Raw genomic sequence first — 21,974 nt, forward strand, 5'->3', positions numbered from 1 at the left:
ATCAGCCTAGGTGACAGCGGGCCTCTCGGCGCCGTCGATCGGCAGGCACACCGTCGTCATGATCTTGTCCGCCAGCGTTTGACGCTTCGAATCCCACAGCGGGAAAAGGAAACCGATGAAGCAGATGACGGCGTCGACGAAGTGCGCCAGCGAGCGCACCACCGACATTCCGAAGCCGATGGGCCGGCCGGTGACTTCGCTGACCACGTGGAACTTGAGCACCGATTTGCCGACGCTCGAGCCGGTGGTGCCCTGACGGTAGCCGAAATTCCAGATCAGATAGAACAGCCCGATCATCGACGCCAGCCACTGCGCCACCATGCCGGCCGTCGAGTTCTGCGTGGCGCAGTACTGGTTGACGGCGTACTGCGTGACGTCGGTGATGCAGGCGGTCTGTTGGGTGGCGACCAGGATCGCGGTCCCGATGCCGTGCACGACGACGTACGGGAGGATGTCGATGATGAATGCCAGCGCCCGGGTGAGCCAGGGCGTGTAATCCTGCGTCGGCAGCGTGCGGATCGCCGGTCCGGGTGGTGGCGGCGCGTATCCCCCCGCCGAGGGTGGGGGCGGCGGGTAGGAACCGCCGGGCGGCGGCGGGGGCGGCGGGTAGGTCCCACCGGCGGCGGACTGCGGAGGCGGCGCGGTCTCCTGCCCGCCCGAGGGCGGCTGCTGACCACCCGAGGTGCCGGACGACGAGGGGGGTGACGGGTAAGCGCCGCCGGGCGGCGGTTGATCGGTCATGGGCAACCTTCCACTCGCGTCCAGCCGAACTAGGCCGAAACAGTACCCGAGCGCGTCGCGGCCGGGCGAGACGCGCGGCGTCGCGAATCACCGGCGCCCGGGCAGCCCCCGAGGCCTGTCGGAGAGGAAACCCAGCAAGTCATAGCGGGTGATCACCCCGACCGGTTTGCCTTCCTCGACCACCATCAACGCATCCCAATCGCGCAGCGCCTTGCCGGCCGCGCTGACGGACTCTCCGGCCCCGATCATCGGCAGCGGCGGGCTCATGTGCTGCGCGACCGCGTCCGCCAATTTCGCCCGGCCCTCGAAGACGGCCGAGAGCAGTTCGCGTTCGGAGACGCTGCCGGCCACCTCCCCCGCCATCACCGGGGGCTCGGCCCCCACCACCGGCATCTGGGACACGCCGTACTCGCGCAGGATGCCGATGGCGTCGCGCACGGTTTCGGACGGGTGGGTGTGCACCAGGTCGGGCAGCTCCCCGGACTTGCGGCGCAGCACGTCGCCGACCCTGGACTGGTCGGTCGAGCCGTCGAGGCGGCTGCGCAGGAACCCGTACGACGACATCCAGGCGTCGTTGAAGATCTTCGACATGTAGCCCCGCCCACCGTCGGGCAGCAACACCACCACGATCGAGTCGGGCCCGGCCTGCTCGGCGACCCTGAGCGCGGCGACCACCGCCATCCCGCACGACCCGCCGACCAGCATCGCCTCCTCGCGGGCCAGCCGCCGGGTCATGTCGAAGGAGTCGGAGTCGGAAACGGCGATGATCTCGTCGGGAATCGTGGGGTCGTATGCCTGCGGCCAGAAGTCCTCGCCGACGCCCTCCACGAGGTAGGGCCGGCCGGTGCCGCCGGAATACACCGATCCCTCGGGGTCTGCGCCGATGATGCGCACCGCGCCGCCCGACACCTCTTTGAGGTAGCGGCCCGCGCCGGTGATCGTTCCGCCGGTACCGATGCCGGCGACGAAGTGGGTGACCTTGCCGTCGGTGTCGGCCCAGACCTCGGGGCCGGTGGTGGCGTAGTGGCTGGCCGGGCCTTCCGGGTTGGCGTACTGGTCGGGCTTCCACGCGCCGTCGATCTCCGTGACCAGCCGATCGGAGACGCTGTAGTAGCTGTCCGGATGATCGGGCGGCACGGCCGTCGGGCAGACGACGACCTCGGCGCCGTAGGCCATCAACACGTTGCGCTTGTCCTCGCTGACCTTGTCGGGGCAGACGAACACGCACTTGTAGCCGCGGTGCTGAGCGACCAGGGCCAGCCCGACGCCGGTGTTGCCCGAGGTGGGTTCGACGATGGTGCCGCCGGGCCGAAGCTGCCCGCTGGCTTCGGCGGCGTCGATCATCTTGACCGCGATCCGGTCCTTCGAGCTGCCACCGGGATTGAGGTATTCGACCTTGGCCGCCACGATGCCGGCGCCGTCCGGGACGACGGAGTTCAGACGCACCAGCGGTGTGCCGCCGATGAGGTCACTGATGTGCTGCGCGATCCGCATGCATTCATCGTCTCAGGCGGTTTCGCGCGGCGCACAACCACACTCCGCGGAGTTTGCGCGCGCCTACTCGGTGGCTTCGCGGATGTAGTCGCCGATCTGCCGCAGCGAGCGGATGGCCTCGGGCACCATCGGCGCCGCGAGCTGAAAGTCGTGGATTTGTCCCGGCCATACCCGCACCTCCGCCGGCACGCCCACCGCGGCCAGCCGGCTCGCCGCCAGCCGCGCGTCGTGCAACAGCACCTCGGAGCCCGACACGTGGATCAGCGTGCGCGGCAATCCCGGCTTGATGTGGTCGAGCGGCTCGTAGATCTCTTCGGGCTTCCCGTCGACGATGTTCTTCTCGGCCGCGCCGGCCACCAGCTCGGCGAGCGCATCGAACGCCCCGGCGGTGAACATCGCATCCGTCTCGATGTTGGGGTGGGCCTGCTTGGGCTCCTTGGCCAGCTGCAGCAGCGGCGAGATTCCCACCAGCGCGGCGGGATCCTCGCCCTCCTCCTGCAGGCGTTGGGCCAGGGTGAGCGCCAGGTAGCCGCCCGCGGAGTCGCCGGCCAGCACGATCTGGTCCGGTTCGTATCCGCGCCGCCGTAGCCACCGGTACGCGTCATGGCAGTCGTCGATCGCCATTCCGACCGAATTCTTCGGCAGCAGACGGTAATTGACCACCAAGATCGGCGAGTCGGCGAACTTGGAGAGGGCTTCGACCAGCCGGCCATGCGAGTTCGCCCCACAGGTCAAAAAGGCACCGCCGTGCAGGTAGACGATCACGCGGCGGCTGCCGTCGGCGGGTAGCACCCCGGGAGCGCGCACCAGCTGCGCCGACGCGTGGGGCAGCTGCACCGTCTCGCGGACCGTGGCCGACGCCGGGATCAGCACCCGGGCCGTGAGATCGATGAGACCCCAGGGCCACGGCAGGTTGGGGACGTGGCTGCCGACGGACAGAATCGGCCGGATGGTCAGCCGCGAGGTGAGGTTCGCCAGTCGCGCGGCGACGCTGGGCCCCGATTCCAGGACCTCGACCGGGGCGCCGTCGCTGATCGCGAATTTGCGCGCCTGGGCTCGACGCGTTCGCAGGACGTCATGGGGCCGAACGGTATTTGCCGATAACCCCGATTCCTTACTAGGTGCGGTCATGCTCAACACTTCCTACGCCGTTGTAGTGCGATACAGCATGTGACGAGGAGCCCGAGCGTCTGGTTCAGCCGTTTGCCAGAGCGCTCAGCCAATCCCTTGTCTTCAGCTTGACAGGCGTTGCTTAGTACAACGTATGAAATAGCTGATTTGATACCAGTTTTGCTTCGCACCGTGATCAGTTCGTTTTCCAGCCGCACGCCGAGAACTCTTAAGTCGCACTAAACTTGATTGCGTGACCATGCGTGTGCCACGTCGTTCGGCAATCGCTCTGGCCACAGCAGGCGCGCTGGCCTCAACAGGAACCGCTTACCTGGGGGCGCGGAGCCTGTTGGTCGGCCAGGCCACGCACGCGCGCACGATCATTCCGAAAGCGTGGGACATCCCGCCCCGCGCCGACGGCGTGTACGTGCGCGGCGGCGGCCCGGTGGAACGCTGGCACCGCGGCATGGCGGTGGACCAGCACCTGATGATCTTCGGTGACTCGACCGCCACCGGATATGGCTGCATGAGCGCCGACGAAGTGCCCGGGGTGCTGATCGCCCGCGGCCTTGCCGAGCAGACCGGGAAGCGAATCCGGTTGAGCACCAAGGCGATCGTGGGCGCCACCTCGAAGGGCGTGTGCGGTCAGGTCGACGCGATGTTCGTGGCCGGCCCGCCGCCGGACATCGCGGTCATCATGGTCGGCGCCAACGACGTGACCGCGCTGAACGGCATCAGCCAGTCGGCGCAGCGGCTGGGGTTGACCGTGCGCAAGTTGCGCGCCCGCGGCGCCGTGGTGATCGTCGGGACCTGCCCGGACCTCGGGTTCATCAGCGCCATCCCGCAGCCGTTGCGGTCGATCGCGCACGAGCGCTGCCTGCAGCTTGCCCGGGCCCAGACCGCGGCGGTCCGGTCGGCCGGCGGTGTGCCGGTGCCGTTGGCGCAGCTGATGGCGCCGCAATTCCGCGCCACCCCCGACGTGATGTTCTCCGCCGACGGATTCCATCCCTCCGCACCCGCCTACGCGCTCGCGGCCGATGCGCTGCTGCTCGCCCTCTGCGACGCGCTGGGCGAGGAGGTCCAGCGGCCGCCGCTGACTCCGGCGGTGCCCGCGGCGGCACCGGTGCTCGGTCAGGGGCACACCCGATCCAGCGTGATGTCGCGGCTGTGGCGGCGCCCGACGCCCGGACCTGCCCCGTCTTCATGCCCCGAGGTCGGCAGCGACTAGATTTGTTCTCGCCCGTCGCGGTGGACCTACCGCCCAACGGTGAAGCGAGCCAGCCCCATCTGTGGGATCTGCAGTGATCTGAAGGGAACCGCCATGCCTGAAGCCGTCATCGTCTCAACTGCACGCTCGCCGATCGGCCGCGCGATGAAGGGGTCGCTGGTCAACATGCGCCCCGACGACCTGACCGTCCAGATCGTGCGCGCCGCCCTCGACAAGGTGCCCGCGCTGAATCCGCACCAGATCGACGACCTGATCCTGGGCTGCGGCCAGCCCGGCGGGGAATCCGGATTCAACCTGGCGCGGGTCATCGCGGTCGAGCTCGGCTTCGACTTCCTGCCTGGCACCACCGTCAACCGGTATTGCTCGTCGTCGCTGCAGACCTCGCGGATGGCCTTCCACGCGATCAAGGCCGGTGAGGGCGACGCCTTCATTTCCGCGGGTGTGGAAACCGTGTCGCGCTTCGCCAAGGGCAGCGCCGACTCGTGGCCGGACACCAAGAACTCGCTGTTCGATGAGGCCCAGGAGCGGTCGGCCGCCGCGGCCCAGGGCGCCGAGGAGTGGCACGACCCCCGCGCCGACGACAACATCCCCGACGTCTACATCGCCATGGGCCAGACGGCCGAAAACGTCGCGCTGCTGACCGGCATCAGCCGCGAAGACCAGGACCACTGGGGAGTGCGCAGCCAGAACCGCGCCGAGGAGGCGATCAAGAGCGGGTTCTTCGAGCGCGAGATCACCCCGGTAACCCTGCCCGACGGCACCACGGTGAGCACCGACGACGGCCCCCGCCCCGGTACCACCTACGAGAAGATCAGCCAGCTCAAGCCGGTGTTCCGGCCCAACGGCACGGTAACCGCGGGCAACGCGTGCCCGCTCAACGACGGCGCCGCCGCGGTGGTGATCACCAGCGACACGAAGGCCAAGGAACTGGGCCTGACTCCCCTGGCGCGCATCGTGTCCACCGGGGTCAGCGGCCTGTCCCCGGAGATCATGGGCCTCGGTCCGATCGAGGCGACCAAAAAGGCGCTGGCGCGCGCCAAGCTGTCGGTCAGCGACATCGACCTGTTCGAGATCAACGAGGCGTTCGCGGTCCAGGTGCTGGGTTCGGCGCGCGAGCTGGGCATCGACGAGGACAAGCTGAACGTCTCCGGCGGTGCGATCGCGCTGGGCCACCCGTTCGGCATGACGGGTGCCCGCATCGCCACCACGCTGCTCAACAACCTGCAGACGCATGACAAGACGTTCGGTCTGGAGACCATGTGCGTCGGCGGCGGCCAGGGCATGGCGATGGTGATCGAGCGGCTGAGCTAGGCCGTTCGCCGCGTCCAGTGTGAAGGTGCGGCGGCGACACGCCGCGTGTGCGCGCCATAGCTTCACACTCGACGCAGGCGCACGACACGAAAAAACCGGCACGCCAAGCGGCGTGCCGGTTTTTCTCTGTGGCGGAGCTAGTCGTTCTGCAGGTAACTCAGCAGACGCAGGATCTCGATGTACAGCCAGACCAGCGTCACGGTCAGGCCGAGCGCGATGCCCCATGCCGCCTTCTCCGGCGCGCCGGCGCGGACCATCTGGTCGGCCGCGTCGAAGTCGATCAGGAAGCTGAACGCCGCGATCGCGATGCACACCAGCGAGAAGATGATCGCCACCGTGCCGCCGCTGCGCAGGCCCAGGCCGGTGCCGCCGTTGACGTGGAACATCGCCAGCACGAAGTTGCCGAGCATCAGGGCCAGCACGCCGAACATCGCGGCGACCAGCATGCGGGTGAACTTGGGCGTCACCCGGATGGCCCCCGTCTTGTAGACGACGAGCATCCCGAAGAACACCCCGAAGGTGCCCAGCACCGCCTCACCGATCAGCGCCCCGGCGTTGGCGTTCGACACCGAGAAGTTGGCGAAGACGAACGAGATGGCGCCCAGTACCAGACCCTCGAGCACCGCGTAACTCAACACGATGCCGGGGTTGTCCTGCTTGCGGCCGAAGGTGGCCACCAGCACCAGGGCCAGGCCGCCCAGTCCGCCGACCAGGGCCAGCGGCATGGCCAGCGCGACGTCGCGGGCGACCAGGAAGTAGGAGACCACGGCGGAGACCGCCAACACGGCCAGCGTGATGCCGGTCTTGGTGACGACGTCGTCGATGGTCAGCGGCCGCGAAGCTTTGGCCTCTTGATACGGAGCCTGATACGGAGCCGCGTAGGGGTCGGCCCCATAGCCATAGCCCTGCATCGGGGGCGCGCCAGTGCCGAATTGCGCGTATCCGCCCCTCTGCTTTGGCAGCGAACGAAATACCGGGTTGCTTGTCTCCCGCACCGTCGGATCCTCTCTAATTGGCTTCGAGCTGTGCGAACACAATCTCAACGATTGGCGTTGCACCCCGGTTCCCAGCGGACCTGGGCGTTTCGGGGGTGGATATGGCCTGCGCCGTTGTCGTCGCGTTAAAGATAACCCGTACCCGCGGGTACCGCGCCGGTCGTGACGATCTAGATTTCTTGCTCGGGGCTGGACCGGCGATGGGAGGCGAGGGCGTGACCGACGAATCCGATGAGGTTCTGACCCGAGTCGAGGGAAGCGTCGGCTTGATCACCCTCAACCGCCCCAAGGCCATCAACTCGCTGAATCAGCAGATGGTTGACGCGCTGAGCGCCATCCTCACCGGCTGGGCGGACGACGACGCCGTGGGCGCGGTCGTGCTTTCCGGCGCCGGCGAACGCGGACTGTGCGCCGGCGGCGACGTGGTCTCGATCTATCACAGCGCGCGCAAGGACGGGGTCGAGGCGCGACGCTTCTGGCGCGACGAGTATCTGCTCAACGCGCAGATCGCCGAGTTCCCCAAGCCGTACGTGGCCCTGATGGACGGCATCGTGATGGGAGGTGGCGTCGGCGTCAGCGCCCATGCGAACACCCGGGTGGTCACCGATACCTCCAAGATCGCCATGCCCGAGGTCGGCATCGGCTTCATCCCCGACGTCGGCGGCGTCTATCTGCTGTCGCGGGCCCCCGGCGGGCTGGGCCTGCACGCGGCGCTGACGGGGGCGCCGTTCTCCGGCGCCGACGCCATCGCCATGGGTTTTGCCGACCATTACGTCCCGCACGGGGACGTCGAGGCGTTCCGCCGCGCGGTGATCACCGACGGCGTCGGCAAGGCGCTCGAGAAGTACGCCGTCGAGCCGCCGCCCAGTGAGCTTGCCGCGCAACGAGACTGGATAGACGAATGCTTCGGTGGCGACACCGTCGAAGACATCATCGCCAGTCTGCGGGGGCACCGAAAAGACGGGGCCGGGCCGGCCAACGACGCGGCCGACCTGATCGCCACCCGCTCCCCGATCGCGCTGTCGGTGACCCTGGAGGCGGTGCGCCGCGCCGCCGAACTCGAGACACTCAAAGACGTTCTGACACAGGACTATCGGGTGTCCTCGGCGTCGCTTCGCTCACACGATCTGGTGGAGGGCATCCGCGCACAGCTCATCGACAAGGATCGCAACCCCAAGTGGTCACCGGCGCAGCTGTCCGCGGTCACCGCGGCCGACGTCGAGGCGTATTTCACCCCGGCCGACGACGACTTGAGCTTCTAGAAAGGCGGTTGTAGATGGCAGACGCAGACTACGAGACCATCCTCGTCGAACGCGAAGAGCGGGTCGGCATCATCACCCTGAACCGGCCGAAGGCCCTCAACGCGCTCAACACCCAGGTGATGAACGAAGTCACCCGCGCGGCAGCGGATTTCGACGACGACCCGGGCATCGGGGCGATCATCATCACCGGCTCGGCCAAGGCGTTCGCCGCCGGCGCGGACATCAAGGAGATGGCCGGGCTGACGTTCGCCGACGCCTTCGGCGCCGACTTCTTCGCCCCGTGGAGCAAGCTCGCCGCGGTCCGGACCCCGACCATCGCCGCGGTGGCCGGGCACGCACTAGGGGGCGGCTGCGAGCTCGCCATGATGTGCGACGTGCTGATCGCCGCCGACACGGCGAAATTCGGCCAGCCCGAGATCAAACTGGGTGTGCTGCCCGGCATGGGCGGCTCGCAGCGGCTGACCCGCGCAATCGGTAAGGCCAAGGCCATGGACCTCATCCTGACCGGCCGGACCATCGGCGCCGAGGAAGCAGAACGAAGCGGCCTGGTCTCGCGAGTGGTGCCGGCCGACGATCTGCTGACCGAGGCCAAGGCCGTCGCGACCACCATTGCGCAGATGTCGCGCTCGGCGGCCAGGATGGCCAAGGAGGCCGTCAACCGCGCTTTCGAGTCCACCCTGGCCGAGGGACTCCTGTACGAGCGCAGGCTGTTTCACTCGACTTTCGCAACCGAGGATCAGTCCGAAGGGATGGCGGCCTTTGTCGAGAAGCGCCCGCCGAACTTCACCCACCGCTAGGACGCCTGGATGAGCGAGCCGATTTCCGCGACACCCACCGAGGCGGAGCAGCCCGCGGCCGACGTCGCCGAGAAGGCCGAGCCGGACGTCGCACCGCAACGGGCACCCGCGCCACGAGCCGGGCGCGCGGCGCCCACCCTGCCCTGGACTGAAAGACCTTGGTGGGTAAGGCATTACACGTTTACCGGCACTGCGGTCGGCCTCATCTTCATCTGGCTTTCGCTGACCCCCTCGCTGCTCCCGCGCGGCCCGTCCTTCCAGGGGCTGGTCAGCGGACTCTCGGGCGCCATCGGCTATGGGCTGGGGGTCTTTTCGGTCTGGCTGGTGCGGTTCATGCGCGAGAAGGATCACAGCCCGCCGCCGCCTTCGTGGGCATGGAAGGTGCTGATCCCGATCGGCGTGGTGGGCCAGGTGCTGATGGCGATCTGGTTCCACGTGTGGCAGGACGACGTGCGCGACCTGATGGGCGTGGCGCATTTGCAGTGGTACGACTACCCGCTGGCGGGAGTCTTGTCGCTGGTGGTGCTGTTCACGGTGGTCGAACTGGGCCAGTTCACCCGCTGGCTGGTGCGCTTTCTGGTCGGTCAGGTGGACCGGTTCGTTCCGTTTCGGCTTTCGGCGACCATCGTGGTCGTCACGCTCGTGGTCATGACCGTCGCCGTGCTCAACGGTGTCGTGCTCAAGTTCGCCATGCGCACCATGAACGACACCTTCGCCTCGGCCAACGACGAGATGAGCCCCGACAGCGCCGCGCCGAAAACCCCGCTGCGCTCCGGTGGGCCCCAGTCGCTGGTGTCGTGGGAATCCCTTGGCCACCAAGGGCGCATCTTCATCGAGGGCGGACCGAAGCTCGCCGATCTGACCGCGTTCAACGGAACCCCCGCGGTCGAGCCGATCCGGGCCTACGCCGGGCTGGACTCGTCCAAGGGCATCACCGCGGCCGCGGAGCTGGCGGCCCGGGAACTGCAGCGCACCGGCGGCCTGCAGCGCGCCGTCGTCGCGGTGGGCACCACCACCGGCACCGGCTGGATCAACGAGGCGGAAGCCTCGGCGCTGGAGTACATGTACAACGGCAACACCGCGATCGTGAGCATGCAGTATTCGTTCCTGCCGAGCTGGCTGTCGTTCCTGGTGGACAAGGAGAACGCCCGGCACGCCGGACAGGCGCTCTTCGAGGCCGTCGACAAGCTGATCCGCCAAATGCCCGAGGCGCAGCGACCCAAGCTCGTCGTGTTCGGCGAGAGCCTGGGATCGTTCGGCGGCGAAGCGCCGTTTTTGAGTTTGAACAATGTGCTGGCGCGCACCGACGGGGCGTTGTTCAGCGGACCGACCTTCAAGAACACCATCTGGACCGATCTGACGTCGACGCGTGACAGCGGATCGCCGGAGTGGTTACCGATCTACCAAGATGGTCGGTTCGTCCGATTCGTCGCCCGCGCAAAGAATTTGACGCGCCCCAACGCGCCGTGGGATCACCCGCGGGTGGTGTATCTGCAGCACGCGTCGGATCCGATCGCCTGGTGGACGCCGGACCTGTTGTTCAGCAAGCCCGATTGGCTGAGCGAACCGCGCGGCTATGACGTGCTACCTCAGACGCGCTGGATTCCGGTGGTCACCTTCCTCCAGGTTTCGGCCGACATGGCCGTGGCGGTGGACGTACCCGACGGGCACGGCCACCGTTATGTCGCGGACGTCGCCGACGGCTGGGCGGCCGTGCTGCCGCCGCCCGGCTGGACGCCGGACAAGACGGCGAAACTGCGTCCGCTACTGCACTCCGGCGACACGGGTTAGAGCCAGCGGCGGGCGGCGCCGCCGGTGTCCGCGAACACCGGATCGACAGCGCCCCCCGCCAGCTCGCTCAGCACGCCGGCCCCGGCCAGCGCGTGATAGCCGCCGATGACGTCGGTGGCGCGATGCAGGCCGATGTCCAGCAGCGCGGCCGCCGCCAGGCTGGACGTGTAGCCCTCCGAACACAGGATCACCCATTCGACGTCGTCGCCGACGGCCTCGGGCAGCTTGGCCTCGCTGGTGGGATCGCAGCGCCACTCCAGCACGTTGCGTTCGATCACCAGCGCCCCGGGCACCTCGCCCTCGCGAAAACGCTGGGCCTGCGGCCGAATGTCGACCAGCACAGCGCCGCGGCGCAGCGCGTCGGGCACCTCGACCGCGGGCAGGCGGCGAAACCGGCGCCGGGCGGACCTCAACACGACGTCGATGCGGCTCATAGCGATCCCTCCGGCTGGTCGGTCAGTTCGGTGCGCTCGCGCCGCAACGTCTTGCGGTCGGTGACCTCGTAGTACGACATCGCCGTCAAGGGCGGCGAGTAGGCGTGCACGCTCAGGGTCGGCCCTACCGCCGCGGCGCCGACGCCGGGCGCCTCCGCGACGGGCCGGGAAACGGGCACCGTGACCGGCCGCGGCGCCCAGACCACGTCGTGCACCCAGCCCAACGGGAACCCGGCCTGATCGCCTGCGTCGAGCCGACGGCGCCGCAACGCCCTTCCATCCCAGCGGTATTCATTCAACGATCCGGACAGGACGGTCAATGCGCCCAGCGAGCCACCGTGATCGTGCAGTTCGGTCGGCTGCCCGGGCACCCAGCTGATCAGCCACACGTCGAGTTCCTCGTCGCCGTGGATGCGGGTGAACCAGCGCCGCGACTCGGGTATGCCGCCCTCCGGTAGCAGGTGGTCGCAGCGCCCGCTGAGCACATCGTCGGCGGCCCGGTCGGTCGCGTAAAGCAAATCGGGCACGCGCAGCCGGGTGGGACCGGAGGACGGGGCGGAAAGGGGCCGCGGGCGCGGGGCAGCAGAGGTGAAGACGGGCACAGACATCGGAGGGCTCCAGGACGGAAAACGGATGGGACAAGCGGCGGCGTGTTACGGCCGACAACACTCGCAAAATCCGAAGCGCTCCATCACGGCCGCCAGTGTTGCATAGATTGAGAGCGTGCGCTTCAGCGGCGATCGGTCCCGGCGGTGGTGTGTGGTTGTCGCCGCGGCCGGGGCGCTGGCCGTCGCGGGGTGCGCGCACGGTTCCCACAGCGGTGCCCCCTCGGGGCCGCCGACGCGGCAATCCGGCAATCCCAACGGCCCGCGTTCGGCGCCGCCGGGCTCAGTCGGGCTGTCCCCCGCCGGCGTGACGACCAGGGTCGACGTCCCCGCCGACTCGACCGAGGAGGAGTACTACCAGGCCTGTCACGCCGCGCACGAGTGGATGGACGCGCAACCCAAGACCGGCGCGTCGCTGTTCGAGCCGTATCTGTCGATGGTCCAGGCGTCGCCGTCGGGCACCGCGGGCAGCTGGAATGCGCCGTGGTCGACGCTGACGCCGGCGCGGCAGGCCGCCGTGATCGTCGCCGCGCGGGCGGCCGCGAACGACGAATGCGGGTAGCGGCGCGTCCCGGCAATTCTTCGCCGCCGCGCAATTGCGATCACGGGTGAAAAAAGTGCCCGCGCCGCCCGCCGGGCAACGTCGTCCGCGCAAAATGGAGGGGTGCCTGACGAGACTCCGCGTCGATCCGAACCGACCCGGGTGGCACTCGCGCTCGGCAGCGGTGGCGCCCGCGGCTACGCCCACATCGGGGTGATCGAAGCCCTGACGGCGCGCGGCTACGACATCGTCGGCGTCTCCGGCTCGTCGATGGGCGCCCTGGTCGGCGGCCTGCAGGCGGCCGGGCGGCTCGACGAGTTCGCCGACTGGGCGAAGTCGCTGACCCAGCGCACCATCCTGCGGCTGCTGGACCCGTCCATCAGCGCGGCCGGCGTGATGCGGGCGGGCAAGATCTTGGACGCGGTGCGCGACATCCTGGGGCCGGTCGCCATCGAAGAACTGCCCGTCCCCTACACGGCGGTGGCGACCGACCTGCTGGCGGGCAAGTCGGTGTGGTTTCAGCGCGGCCCGCTCGACGAGGCGATCCGGGCGTCCATCGCGATCCCCGGCGTGATCGCACCCCACGCTGTCGACGGTCGGCTACTCGCCGACGGGGGCATCCTGGATCCGCTGCCGATGGCCCCGCTCGCCGCGGTCAACGCCGACCTGACCATCGCGGTGAGCCTGTCCGGCAGCGAGACGATCGCCAACCGCGAGCCGGAACCCGGCGCCACCATCGAGTGGTTGACCCGCATGGTGCGCAGCACCTCCGCGCTGCTCGACACCGCCGCCGCCCGTTCGCTGCTCGATCGGCCGACCGCCCGCGCGGTGCTGAGCAGATTGGGCGGGCCGGCCGGCGAACCGGACGACTGGTCGGACACCCCGGACGACGAGCAGCCGGTTGACGACGCCGCCGAACTGCCCGGTGCGGGCACCGAGGTGCCGAAACTGGGCAGCTTCGAGGTGATGAACCGGACGATCGACATCGCCCAGGCCGCGCTGGCGCGCCACACGCTGGCGGTCTACCCGCCCGACCTGCACATCGAAGTCCCTCGGTCGACGTGCCGGGCCCTGGAATTCCACCGGGCCGTGGAGGTGATTGCCGTCGGCCGCGCGCTGGCGGACGAGGCGCTGGACGCACTGGAAGTCGAGGACGACCAGGACGTCCCACCCGCGATCCAGCGCTGAGCACTCTCAACTCGGTTGTGCGCCAGGCACTTTCATAGCCCCAGGAAGTGGGCGATGGCGGCGGTCTCGCGGCGGCCCTGCGCGCGCCCGGCTACTGCCGACGGGATGCGGCAGCCCGGATCCAGGGCGTTGGGCCCGAAGGCGGCCAGCGATTGGCCGTCGGCGAAGACAGCGAAGGCCGCGCCGGGGAACGCCGAGACCTCGGCGGCCGGCCCGGCACCGAACGGCGACGGCGCATCGACGCCCGCGGGCACCAGCACCACAGCGGTGTCGCAGTCGGTGGCCACCGCGAGGTTGACGGAGCTGGCGACCCCGCCGTCCATGTAGTGGCGGCCGCCGATCGTCACCGGCGGCCACGCCCCGGGCACCGCGCAGCTGGCCGCGACGGCATCGACCAGGTCGACACCGGACTCGCGGTCGAACACGGTCAGCTCGCCGGTTTCGACGTCGATCGCGGTGAGCCGCAAGTCGCGATCCGGCCAGCGGTGCGACGGCAGGCGACGCGCGATCACGTCCCGGCGCACCGGCGCGGGAACGGTTTTGGTCGCCAGCGCCACGGCCCCGATCCGCTGCATCTGTTGGCGTGTTTTGTCCAGTGTCTCCTCGTACGGCTCGCCCAGGGCCGTCAGGAACAGTTCGGTGATCGTCTCGATGTCGACCCCGGAATCGATCTCTGCCGACGACTCGGCGACCTGGCGGTCGAACAGCTCGTCCAGTGTGCGGCCGCTGCTCAGCTGCGCCGCGACGGCCGAGCCCGCGGACGTCCCCACCAAAACGTCCGACTCGCCCAACAGCCGGGCCACCGTCGGCGACTCGTCGGCGATGCCCCGCAGAACACCTGTCTCCCAGGCGATTCCCGCTATCCCACCGCCGGCAAGCACCAACGCGCGTTTGGTTGTCATGCGGTTCACCTTGCCAGCACGGATCACGCCAGCTGCCGGGTGTTCGGTAGGGCGTGCTGCGATTCCTCCACCGGCGAGCTCAGGTCCTCGCGGCGCAGCAGATGTTCGGGCGGGTCGGGCAGGATCATGCTGCGGTGGATTTGCAGATTCGCATCGACATGGAAGAGTTCGCCGGCCGGCAGCAGCCGCCAGCGCGGCTCGTCGTCCATCACCTCGGTGGCGAACACCACCGACGGCCGCTCACACAGATGCTCCGACCTGGCGTGAATCCTCTTGGTGCACAAGTCGAATTCGGGATCGCGCGAACCCCTATCGCCGGATCGATCCAGAATGTAGAGCTGATGGGTCTCCGGGTATCGCAGCGCCCACATGTCGGTGGCGGTGCTCAGCAATACGTTGACCGCATAGATCGGAGCGTGCTCGGCGAGCCATCGCATGGCGTCGGTGAGGCCGGCCGTGATGTCGCCGTCGCGCGCCCGGATCGCGCCGGTGATCAACGCGAAGACGCGCTCGGAGTCGGTGTCGCCCAACATCAGATCGTCGGTGCCGACCTCACGCAGGCGCTCGTCGATGATGTCCAATCCCTCGAGGACGCCGTTGTGCGCGAAGATCCGCCCGTCCTGCAGGAACGGGTGGGTGTTATGGATGTCGAGCGATCCGGTGGTCGCGTAGCGGACGTGGGCGATGACGGTCGTGCCGGTCATCCGGTGCGCCTCGGTCGCGAATTCGGCGTCCTGCCACGCAGCTATCGGCTCCTTGTATACGTGCGGCCGGCCGTGCTCGTCGAAGACGCCCAGGCCGGTGCCGTCCGGATTTCTTCTGCTCTGTTCGGCCAGGCTGTCCGGCGCATCCAGCAGCCAAAAGGTCGCGGTGCAGGCGTGGGTCCCGGCGTGTACGCCAAAGAGTCGGCACATGGCTTTCCACGCTAGCGCTCGACGGTCAACCCGTCAGCAAGGCAGACAGGTGACGCAGCGCGCGCCGCGCGTAACCCTTCCACATCATGCCCAGCAGCGGCAGCGCCCGGGCCGTCAGCGCCGAGCGCGGGTGGATGTCCCAGCGCCAGGTGATAGCGGTGCCACCCGATGCGGGTGTGAAGATCCATTCGCCCAGGATGTGGTCGACCAGCATGGCCATCGGGCCGGTGATTTCGGAGAGCCGGTAGCCGAACGACCGTGGCGGGTCGACGCTGGTCAGTTCCTCGCGCATGCTGGCGCCGCCGGCCAGATGCACGACGCGGGTCTGGCCCGCCGCGTCCCAGGCGCCGGTCTGTTCGCGCACTTCCCTGATCGGGGGGAACGGTCCGTACCAGCGGTGAAAAAGGGTCGGGAGCGGTATCGGCAGCGTCCGGTCAAACGCGTGCCGTACCTCGACCGGGGCCACCACGGATTGGTCGACGACGAGCGAATGTGCCACCGGGGTCCAGCCTTTCAGCTCAGCGCGCCTCGATCACCTGGTATTCGTCCGCGGCGTATCGCGACCGAATGCTTTTCTTGTCGTACTTGCCGACGCTGGTGCGGGGAATCTCGTCGATGAAGGTCCACCGTTCGGGCAGCCACCATCGAACGACCTTGTCGGCCAAGAAGTTTCGCAGCTCGTCGGCGCTCACCGATGCGCCCTCTTTGGCAACGATGACCGCGAGGGGCCGTTCCTCCCAGCGCTCGTCGGGAACGCCGACGACGGCGGCCTCGAGCACGTCCGGGTGGCCGATCAAGAGGTTTTCCAACTCGACCGATGAGATCCATTCCCCACCGGATTTGATGACGTCCTTGGCGCGGTCGGTCAGGGTGACGAATCCGCGCTCGTCGATGCGGCCCACGTCGCCGGTGCGCAGCCAGCCGGAGTCGAACTTCGACTCGTCGCGGCCCAGGTAGTACGAGCCGGCGATCCACGGCCCGCGCACCTCGACCTCACCGACGGCGTTGCCGTCGTTGGGCAGCACCTGCCCCTCGTCGTCGACGATGCGCATCTCCACCCCGCAGACCGGCTGGCCCTGCGTCCCGCGATAGGACCAGTGCTGATCCGCACTGGTACCCGGTGGGGGCCACGCCATGGTGGCCAGCGGCGACGTCTCCGTCATGCCCCACAGCTGACGGATCTGCACGTCGTGCTTTTCCTCGAAAGTGCGCATCAGCGAAATCGGGACGGCCGAGCCGCCGCAGACCACCAACCGCAACGAGGACAGGTCGTGGTCGGGCTCGTCCTCGAGGTGGTGCAAAACGCCGTTCCAGATGGTCGGCACCGCGCCGGTCACGGTGGGCTTCAAGTCCTCGATCATCCGGACCAGCGACGGCGGATCGAGGTGGCAATCCGGCAACACCAGGTCGGCGCCGGCCATCAGCGCCGCATACGGCAGCCCCCAGGCGTTGGCGTGGAACATCGGCACCACGGGCAGCACGCTGTCGGTCGACCCGACGCCGATGCCGTTGGTGGTACACGCGCCCATGGTGTGCAGATAGCTCGAACGGTGGCTGTAGACAACGCCTTTCGGGTTCCCGGTGGTGCCGCTGGTGTAACACATCGCGGCCGCCGAGTTCTCGTCGATGTGTGGCCAGTCGAACTCGGTGGACTCGGCTTCGAGGACCTCGGCATAGCGCAGCACGGTCTTACCGGACCCCTGCAGCGGGTCGGTGTCGTCGCCGACGACGATCACGGTGTGCACCGTCTCCAGGTCGGGCAGCACGGGTGCGAGCAGTTTGACCAGCGCGGCGTCGACCAGCACCACCTGGTCCTCGGCCTCGTTGGCGACGAAGGCGATCTGCTCGGGGAACAGCCGGATGTTGAGCGTATGCAGGACGGCACCCATCGACGGCAATGTCAGGTATGCGGTGAGGTGCTCGGCGTTGTTCCACATGAAGGTGCCCACCCGCTGATCACCCGTGATGCCCAGCCGGCGCAGGCCATTCGCCAGTTGCGCGGCCTGCTGGCCGAGCTCCCGGTAGGTCGTGCTCCGGTAGCCATCCCCGGTGGCTGTCGTGACGGTCCGCTCCCCGTGCACCGTGCAGCCGTGACGCATGATCGCGGTGATGGTCAACGGAAAGTCCTGCATCGTGCCGTCCACTGAGCTACCGCCTTACTCTCGGCGCGGCACCGCATGTGCCGCCGGCCGCCTCTACCCTAAGCCTGAAATCGGCGCGCGTGGCAGCACCTGAGGAGACTGCTGGTCGACTGCGTGGATCCCGTTCGGCCGGGGCAGCTTTGGGCCTAGGCATTGCCGCACGTTCGCACCGAACTGCCCACGGTTCACACCCGGCGCGCCGGGCCCGCCCCTGCGGCGGGGCTAGGCCAGGACGGGCTCCCACTCCGGAAGTTCCGGCAGCCAGCCGGCAATCGACAGGTCCGGGTAATGCGCCCCGCGGTGGGTCTGCGTCGGTGTCGCGGAGGCGATCCGCGCCGCGGTGACCACACCGGAGTGGTCGGCGACATAGAGATGGCCGCCGTCGGGGCTTTCGACCACGCACGACGGGTTCTTGGACAGCGTGACCTCGCCGACGACATCCTGCTGGTGGGTGCTCAGCACCGTGATGCGGTCGTCGCTGACCAGGTAGGCGCGCGCGCCGTCACGACTGAGCGTCATCCGGGTGAGGGGGCCGGTGATCTCCGGGACCTTGTGAGTGCCGACGATTTTGTTGGACCGGGTGTCGACCACATCGAGCACCGCGCCCGCGACCGGATCGCAGCTCGCGACGTACGCCGTGCCGCCGTCGGTGCTCAACGCCACATCGCGGACGGGCAGACCGAGATCGACGACGCCGACGATGCGCGACCGTCCGCCGACCCGGCGATTGTCGGACCGCGTCCGGGTCTCGATCATGGCCAGACTGCCGCCGGTCGGGGCATTCATGCCGACGTAGAGCCGGCGTCCGTCGGCGCTGATCCGCACGCATGCGGTGGTGGCGCCCGGCGCGGTCGCCAGGTCGATGACCTCGAGCTCGCCGGTGGTGGTGTCCAGCACCGTCACGTCGGCGCCGCGAACCGCGTTCCGGCTGGCGTAGAGATATTTTCCGTCCGGGCCCACCGCCAGGCCGCTCACGCTGTTCGCGAGCTGGTGTGTGGCGATGCGCCAGCTCGTGACGACGTCGATGACGTCGATGGCGTCATAGCCGGGGGTCGCGGTGCTGACGTAGGCATAGTTGGAGTCCGCACTGCTCATGGCGACCGCGAACGGTTCGGCCAATTCGGTCACGATGCTCGAGACGCGACACGTGTGGGCGTCGACGACCGAAACCACGTCGCGGGCGTAATTCGTGACGACCAGCCGGCGCCCGTCGGGGCTGATGTCGAGATCGCTGATCGGACCGTTGTGCAACGGGACTCGCCTCACCGAAGTGGTGTCGAGCTCGAAGACTCGCCGGTCTCGATCGCCGTGCGCGGCCGTTGGGCCGTTCACATCGTTCACGCTGGCACCGCCTTTGCTGTGTGTTTCGGCGCGGAGGCGAAGCCGCCGATACGTGTGCGACGGACTGGCCTTCCGGAATCACCGGCTTTCAGCACCGAAAGGCGCTGACGAGACTGGTTTTCGGTAGTCTACTGGCCAAAAATCGCCCCACCGCGGTTCGAAGTGCTCGACGTTAGCTACGTCACTCCGCGTACTCAGGTTCTGCTCAGACTTCCAATCGAGCTGTACCGCAGTCGCTTACCCGTAGCGAAAGTCAGGCAAACCCGCTTCCGGCGGATTTCGCCCGCGCCGCTAACAGCCCACGTGAGGGCGATATCGGTACAGAAGTACGGAATTCTCAGGTTTGTCGGCCGACGAGGGATAGATCACACCGCTCGACGCTAGCTGAACTGCGTCTGCGGCCGCGCCAGCCTCACCCCGTCGACGGTGATGTCGAGCTTCTCGTTGTAAAACGCGATGAGACCGGCGATCTGTCCGACCGCCGGAAGCGGATAGTGATAGGTCCACGCCAGGTCCGCCCGCAAGTCTTGCTCATCTGCGGACCCCACTCGCACCGACCAATACGCTGACGTCACTCCCTTGTAGGGACACAACGTCTGCGTCACGCTGGGTTCCAGGTGCTCGAAGGCGACATCGGCCGGATCGATGTAATATCTTGTCGGCAAACCTGTTTCGAATAGCAGAACGGGACAACTGGTGTCGGCCAAGGTGATTCCGCCGAGTTCCACTACGACATGCCGGCGCGAACGCAGGGCGTCGACGCGCGAATAGGGGTTGCGTGGGTGACCGTAAATCGGCTCGTCTTCTTCGAACCAGCGCAACGGATTCCACTCGAACCGCACCGTACCGGCCAGCGGGCCGTCGCCGTCGGCGTCGAACACCCGCGCCGCGGCCTCGTACGTCTGGCCGGCTCCGGTCAGGGAGTACAACCGCGACGGGCCGAATTGCACCTTCTGGGCGTGGTTTTCGTCGCGCAGGAACTCCGAGCGGACGTCGTCGAGCGGGATGTAGTACTGCGGGTAATACGGGACTTCCCACACGTACCGCGCGGAGGTGGTGTCGAACACCAGGGCATCGCCGAGATAACCACGGACCCGGCGCGGGGCGGGTTCGATCCTGCCCCGCTCGGCGGCCATCTGCGGGTAGTCGATCATCGCGTGGCCTATTGGTTCTTGGAGGCCAGCCCGGCGGGTGCGTGACCGATGGCCTTCCGGATGGCGTCGGCCAGCGCGAGCGCGCTCTCCTCGGTCAATTCCAGGGCCACCCGCGCCGACGGGCCGAGCTGCGGATTGATCACGTCGATGTTGACGGTGTGACCGTAGGGCGCGTGCACCGGATGGTCGACGTACACCGTCGCGCGGTCGGCGCCGAACCATCCCGTCGCGCCCTTGCCGCTGCCGTCGATCTCGACATGTTCGGTGAGATAGGTGCACATGGCGCGTGCCTAGCCTTTCAGGTAGGTGGCGAAGAACTCGTCGATGCGCCGCCAGCCGTCCACCGCGGCCTCCGGCCGGTACGCCGGCCGGTCGACCGAGAAGAACGAATGACCCGCGCCCTCGTAGGAGTGGAATTCGTGCGGCTTGTCCAGCTTGTTGAGCTCGGCATCCAGCGTGGCCACCGCAGCGGGGGCCGGGAAGCGGTCATCGAGTCCGAACAAGCCGAGCAGCGGACAGCTGAGACTGGCGGCCAGATCCAGGATCGGCTTCATCACCTTGGGCATGCCCTCGGGCGGGTCCTCGACGCCCCGTAGCAGTCCACCGCCGCGTCGAAGGGCAGCGAGCAGGCCGCCAGATAGGCGTGGCGTCCGCCCGAGCAGTGCCCGATGACACCGAACTTGCCGTTGGCGCCGGCCAACGAGCGCAGGTGCTCGACCGCGCCCGCGACGTCGCCGACCAATCGTTCGTCGGGCACTCCGCCCGCCGCCCGCGCCGCGGCGGCCGCGTCATCGGGCGCGGCACCCGGCGCTTCCCGCGAGTAGAGGTTGGGCGCCACCGCGTTGTAGCCGCTGACGGCGAGGCGGCGGACGAACTCCTTGGTCTCCCGGTCATATCCGGGCATGTGGTGGATCCACACCACGCCGCCCCGCGAGCCCGGTGCCAGCGGCACGGCTTGGTACGCCTCGATCTCGTCGCCGCCGTGGCCGGCGATGGTGATGGTTTCTGCGCGGATGGCGTCCGCGCTGAATGCGTTCATCACGACTCCTCGTCTCCGCTCCGATGGCACTCCCGCGCCACCCGGATGCGGAGCGCCGCTGCAGTCGGTCCGCTCCGCCGAGAACCAACGTAGCGCGCCGCGGGTTTTCAGTGCCGCTTGTCGCGCACCTTGTAGGTCGAGGGCCACGACTTTCGGGACTCGTCTCCGGTCAGCGGAGTTCCCATCCCGCCGACCTTGACGGCGTAAGCCTCCTTGCCGGGCCCGACCTCGCGGTTGGCGTGCTCCTGGGCCAGGAAGTAGAGCTCATCGATGGTGGCTTCGTCGTAGGCGACAAACGAGGTCTCCCGCGCGACGTCGTCGATGCCGACGAGCAATCGGTCGGGCAGCAGCCGCGACGCCACCGCCGCGAGCCCCAGCAGCCCGAAGGGAATGATCCAGTAGCAGAGAAACGACAGCGGGGTCTTCGTGTCCAGCATCCAGGCCGCGGTGGTCCCGGTAGAGCTTTGCGCGACCGACGGGATGACCGACGACACCGTCATCCCGGCGAAAGTTGCGACCCACAGGCAACTGAGGATCTTGACGACCCGGCCGAACAGCTCGGTTTTGACGACGTCGGGAGCTTGTTCAGCCGCGGCGAACTCGGCCACGAAGGGCTTGCCAACCAGCACCCCGAGGAGCGTCACCAGCAAGATCCCGGCGTTGCTCAGCGGCAGGATCCACCGCTGCAGGAACGACTCGCTGAGCGTGAAGGCCAGGACGGCGAGAATCAAAAGCACTGCGACGGAAGCAAAATCGAAGAACTGCCATTTCCTGCCCACCGCACCCCCCACGCCCAGGCTGGCGGCGGCGATGGCCAGGGCGACCAGCACGGCCGCGACGAACGGAACGTTACCGACGAGCACCCAATACACGATCCACGGCGCGAGGCCGAACAGCATCCCCATGCTGCGTCAGTGTATGAGTGGCGCTTTGCGGCGCCGTCGGCGGCTAACCCAAAGTATTGGTCCGCGCGCCGAACACGGCGG

At 68.2% G+C, this 21,974-nt stretch carries 23 protein-coding genes; 7 read left to right on the top strand and 16 right to left on the bottom strand.

Features of this window, described 5'->3' with window-relative positions; translation table 11 throughout:
• Positions 1-6: 6 nt before the first annotated feature.
• The 3 genes from AC5Y30_RS11935 to AC5Y30_RS11945 all read right to left on the bottom strand — a co-directional run bounded on the left by AC5Y30_RS11935 (position 7) and on the right by AC5Y30_RS11945 (position 3,366).
• Positions 7-741: an RDD family protein gene (locus tag AC5Y30_RS11935; RefSeq protein WP_499918364.1), complete on the bottom strand. Its 735-nt coding sequence runs from the start codon at positions 739-741 to the stop codon at positions 7-9.
• An 87-nt stretch (positions 742-828) separates the two neighbouring features.
• Positions 829-2,235, bottom strand: a complete 1,407-nt coding sequence (locus tag AC5Y30_RS11940; RefSeq protein WP_499918365.1) for a cystathionine beta-synthase — start codon at positions 2,233-2,235, stop codon at positions 829-831.
• Between the two features lie 63 nt (positions 2,236-2,298).
• Complete coding sequence (locus AC5Y30_RS11945) at positions 2,299-3,366, bottom strand: alpha/beta hydrolase fold domain-containing protein (RefSeq protein WP_499918366.1); 1,068 nt, start codon at positions 3,364-3,366, stop codon at positions 2,299-2,301.
• Positions 3,367-3,610: 244 nt separating this feature from the next.
• On the opposite strand from AC5Y30_RS11945, the gene AC5Y30_RS11950 reads away from it, so the two are divergent.
• Entirely contained in the window at positions 3,611-4,573 is a 963-nt protein-coding gene (locus AC5Y30_RS11950) for an SGNH/GDSL hydrolase family protein (protein ID WP_499918997.1), read from the top strand.
• Between the two features lie 93 nt (positions 4,574-4,666).
• A complete protein-coding gene (locus AC5Y30_RS11955; RefSeq protein WP_499918367.1) occupies positions 4,667-5,884 on the top strand; it encodes an acetyl-CoA C-acetyltransferase in 1,218 nt (405 codons plus the stop codon).
• A gap of 137 nt (positions 5,885-6,021) precedes the next feature.
• On the opposite strand, the gene AC5Y30_RS11960 is transcribed toward AC5Y30_RS11955, so the two are convergent.
• The gene (locus tag AC5Y30_RS11960; protein WP_499918368.1) at positions 6,022-6,879 is read right to left on the bottom strand and encodes a Bax inhibitor-1/YccA family protein; all 858 of its coding nucleotides are present in this window, start codon (positions 6,877-6,879) and stop codon (positions 6,022-6,024) included.
• Positions 6,880-7,094: 215 nt separating this feature from the next.
• On the opposite strand from AC5Y30_RS11960, the gene AC5Y30_RS11965 reads away from it, so the two are divergent.
• From AC5Y30_RS11965 to AC5Y30_RS11975, 3 genes are read left to right on the top strand one after another with little or no spacing between them, the layout of a single operon-like run.
• Positions 7,095-8,141 carry an enoyl-CoA hydratase/isomerase family protein gene (locus AC5Y30_RS11965; protein WP_499918369.1) on the top strand — a complete coding sequence of 349 codons (1,047 nt, stop codon included), beginning with the start codon at positions 7,095-7,097 and terminating at the stop codon, positions 8,139-8,141.
• A 14-nt stretch (positions 8,142-8,155) separates the two neighbouring features.
• Positions 8,156-8,938: an enoyl-CoA hydratase gene (locus AC5Y30_RS11970; RefSeq protein ID WP_499918370.1), complete on the top strand. Its 783-nt coding sequence runs from the start codon at positions 8,156-8,158 to the stop codon at positions 8,936-8,938.
• A gap of 9 nt (positions 8,939-8,947) precedes the next feature.
• Complete coding sequence (locus AC5Y30_RS11975) at positions 8,948-10,729, top strand: alpha/beta hydrolase (RefSeq protein WP_499918372.1); 1,782 nt, start codon at positions 8,948-8,950, stop codon at positions 10,727-10,729.
• Here AC5Y30_RS11975 and AC5Y30_RS11980 read toward each other — a convergent pair.
• Positions 10,726-11,163 (bottom strand): rhodanese-like domain-containing protein, encoded by a 438-nt coding sequence (locus AC5Y30_RS11980; RefSeq protein ID WP_499918373.1) that lies wholly within the window; start codon positions 11,161-11,163, stop codon positions 10,726-10,728. The genes AC5Y30_RS11975 and AC5Y30_RS11980 overlap by 4 nt on opposite strands.
• Positions 11,160-11,771, bottom strand: coding sequence for a cupin domain-containing protein (locus AC5Y30_RS11985; protein WP_499918375.1), 612 nt, complete (start codon positions 11,769-11,771; stop codon positions 11,160-11,162). The genes AC5Y30_RS11980 and AC5Y30_RS11985 overlap by 4 nt, the downstream gene beginning before the upstream one ends.
• A gap of 115 nt (positions 11,772-11,886) precedes the next feature.
• Here AC5Y30_RS11985 and AC5Y30_RS11990 point away from each other — a divergent pair, with 115 nt between their 5' ends.
• The gene (locus AC5Y30_RS11990) at positions 11,887-12,330 is read left to right on the top strand and encodes a lipoprotein LpqV (RefSeq protein WP_499918376.1); all 444 of its coding nucleotides are present in this window, start codon (positions 11,887-11,889) and stop codon (positions 12,328-12,330) included.
• A 102-nt stretch (positions 12,331-12,432) separates the two neighbouring features.
• On the top strand, positions 12,433-13,497 hold the full coding sequence (locus AC5Y30_RS11995) for a patatin-like phospholipase family protein (RefSeq protein WP_499918377.1): 1,065 nt from the start codon (positions 12,433-12,435) through the stop codon (positions 13,495-13,497).
• 32 nt (positions 13,498-13,529) lie between these two features.
• On the opposite strand, the gene AC5Y30_RS12000 is transcribed toward AC5Y30_RS11995, so the two are convergent.
• The 10 genes from AC5Y30_RS12000 to AC5Y30_RS12045 form a co-directional block, all read right to left on the bottom strand.
• Complete coding sequence (locus tag AC5Y30_RS12000) at positions 13,530-14,399, bottom strand: patatin-like phospholipase family protein (RefSeq protein WP_499918379.1); 870 nt, start codon at positions 14,397-14,399, stop codon at positions 13,530-13,532.
• 23 nt (positions 14,400-14,422) lie between these two features.
• Positions 14,423-15,313 carry a class II glutamine amidotransferase gene (locus AC5Y30_RS12005; RefSeq protein WP_499918380.1) on the bottom strand — a complete coding sequence of 297 codons (891 nt, stop codon included), beginning with the start codon at positions 15,311-15,313 and terminating at the stop codon, positions 14,423-14,425.
• A gap of 25 nt (positions 15,314-15,338) precedes the next feature.
• Entirely contained in the window at positions 15,339-15,812 is a 474-nt protein-coding gene (locus AC5Y30_RS12010; RefSeq protein ID WP_499918381.1) for an SRPBCC family protein, read from the bottom strand.
• 19 nt (positions 15,813-15,831) lie between these two features.
• Complete coding sequence (locus AC5Y30_RS12015; protein WP_499918382.1) at positions 15,832-17,457, bottom strand: long-chain fatty acid--CoA ligase; 1,626 nt, start codon at positions 17,455-17,457, stop codon at positions 15,832-15,834.
• Positions 17,458-17,676: 219 nt separating this feature from the next.
• Positions 17,677-18,795 (bottom strand): WD40 repeat domain-containing protein, encoded by a 1,119-nt coding sequence (locus AC5Y30_RS12020; protein ID WP_499918383.1) that lies wholly within the window; start codon positions 18,793-18,795, stop codon positions 17,677-17,679.
• Positions 18,796-19,175: 380 nt separating this feature from the next.
• Entirely contained in the window at positions 19,176-19,949 is a 774-nt protein-coding gene (locus tag AC5Y30_RS12025; RefSeq protein ID WP_499918384.1) for a DUF427 domain-containing protein, read from the bottom strand.
• An 8-nt stretch (positions 19,950-19,957) separates the two neighbouring features.
• Positions 19,958-20,230 (bottom strand): DUF6295 family protein, encoded by a 273-nt coding sequence (locus AC5Y30_RS12030; protein ID WP_499918385.1) that lies wholly within the window; start codon positions 20,228-20,230, stop codon positions 19,958-19,960.
• Between the two features lie 9 nt (positions 20,231-20,239).
• Entirely contained in the window at positions 20,240-20,515 is a 276-nt protein-coding gene (locus tag AC5Y30_RS12035; RefSeq protein ID WP_499918387.1) for a dienelactone hydrolase family protein, read from the bottom strand.
• On the bottom strand, positions 20,503-20,988 hold the full coding sequence (locus AC5Y30_RS12040; RefSeq protein WP_499918389.1) for a dienelactone hydrolase family protein: 486 nt from the start codon (positions 20,986-20,988) through the stop codon (positions 20,503-20,505). The genes AC5Y30_RS12035 and AC5Y30_RS12040 overlap by 13 nt, the downstream gene beginning before the upstream one ends.
• A gap of 107 nt (positions 20,989-21,095) precedes the next feature.
• Entirely contained in the window at positions 21,096-21,893 is a 798-nt protein-coding gene (locus tag AC5Y30_RS12045; protein WP_499918390.1) for a hypothetical protein, read from the bottom strand.
• Positions 21,894-21,974: the final 81 nt, after the last annotated feature.

This window comes from Mycobacterium sp. NGS27, from assembly GCF_059813005.1.

Coding starts and splice junctions, on each gene's coding strand:
- AC5Y30_RS12045 (WP_499918390.1), bottom strand. CDS start 21,893: ATGGGGATGCTGTTCGGCCTCGCGCCGTGGATCGTGTATTGGGTGCTC.
- AC5Y30_RS11985 (WP_499918375.1), bottom strand. CDS start 11,771: ATGTCTGTGCCCGTCTTCACCTCTGCTGCCCCGCGCCCGCGGCCCCTT.
- AC5Y30_RS11970 (WP_499918370.1), top strand. CDS start 8,156: ATGGCAGACGCAGACTACGAGACCATCCTCGTCGAACGCGAAGAGCGG.
- AC5Y30_RS12035 (WP_499918387.1), bottom strand. CDS start 20,515: ATGCCCAAGGTGATGAAGCCGATCCTGGATCTGGCCGCCAGTCTCAGC.
- AC5Y30_RS12005 (WP_499918380.1), bottom strand. CDS start 15,313: ATGTGCCGACTCTTTGGCGTACACGCCGGGACCCACGCCTGCACCGCG.
- AC5Y30_RS11955 (WP_499918367.1), top strand. CDS start 4,667: ATGCCTGAAGCCGTCATCGTCTCAACTGCACGCTCGCCGATCGGCCGC.
- AC5Y30_RS11935 (WP_499918364.1), bottom strand. CDS start 741: ATGACCGATCAACCGCCGCCCGGCGGCGCTTACCCGTCACCCCCCTCG.
- AC5Y30_RS12025 (WP_499918384.1), bottom strand. CDS start 19,949: ATGATCGACTACCCGCAGATGGCCGCCGAGCGGGGCAGGATCGAACCC.
- AC5Y30_RS12000 (WP_499918379.1), bottom strand. CDS start 14,399: ATGACAACCAAACGCGCGTTGGTGCTTGCCGGCGGTGGGATAGCGGGA.
- AC5Y30_RS12040 (WP_499918389.1), bottom strand. CDS start 20,988: ATGAACGCATTCAGCGCGGACGCCATCCGCGCAGAAACCATCACCATC.
- AC5Y30_RS11980 (WP_499918373.1), bottom strand. CDS start 11,163: ATGAGCCGCATCGACGTCGTGTTGAGGTCCGCCCGGCGCCGGTTTCGC.
- AC5Y30_RS11975 (WP_499918372.1), top strand. CDS start 8,948: ATGAGCGAGCCGATTTCCGCGACACCCACCGAGGCGGAGCAGCCCGCG.
- AC5Y30_RS11940 (WP_499918365.1), bottom strand. CDS start 2,235: ATGCGGATCGCGCAGCACATCAGTGACCTCATCGGCGGCACACCGCTG.
- AC5Y30_RS12030 (WP_499918385.1), bottom strand. CDS start 20,230: ATGTGCACCTATCTCACCGAACATGTCGAGATCGACGGCAGCGGCAAG.
- AC5Y30_RS11945 (WP_499918366.1), bottom strand. CDS start 3,366: ATGACCGCACCTAGTAAGGAATCGGGGTTATCGGCAAATACCGTTCGG.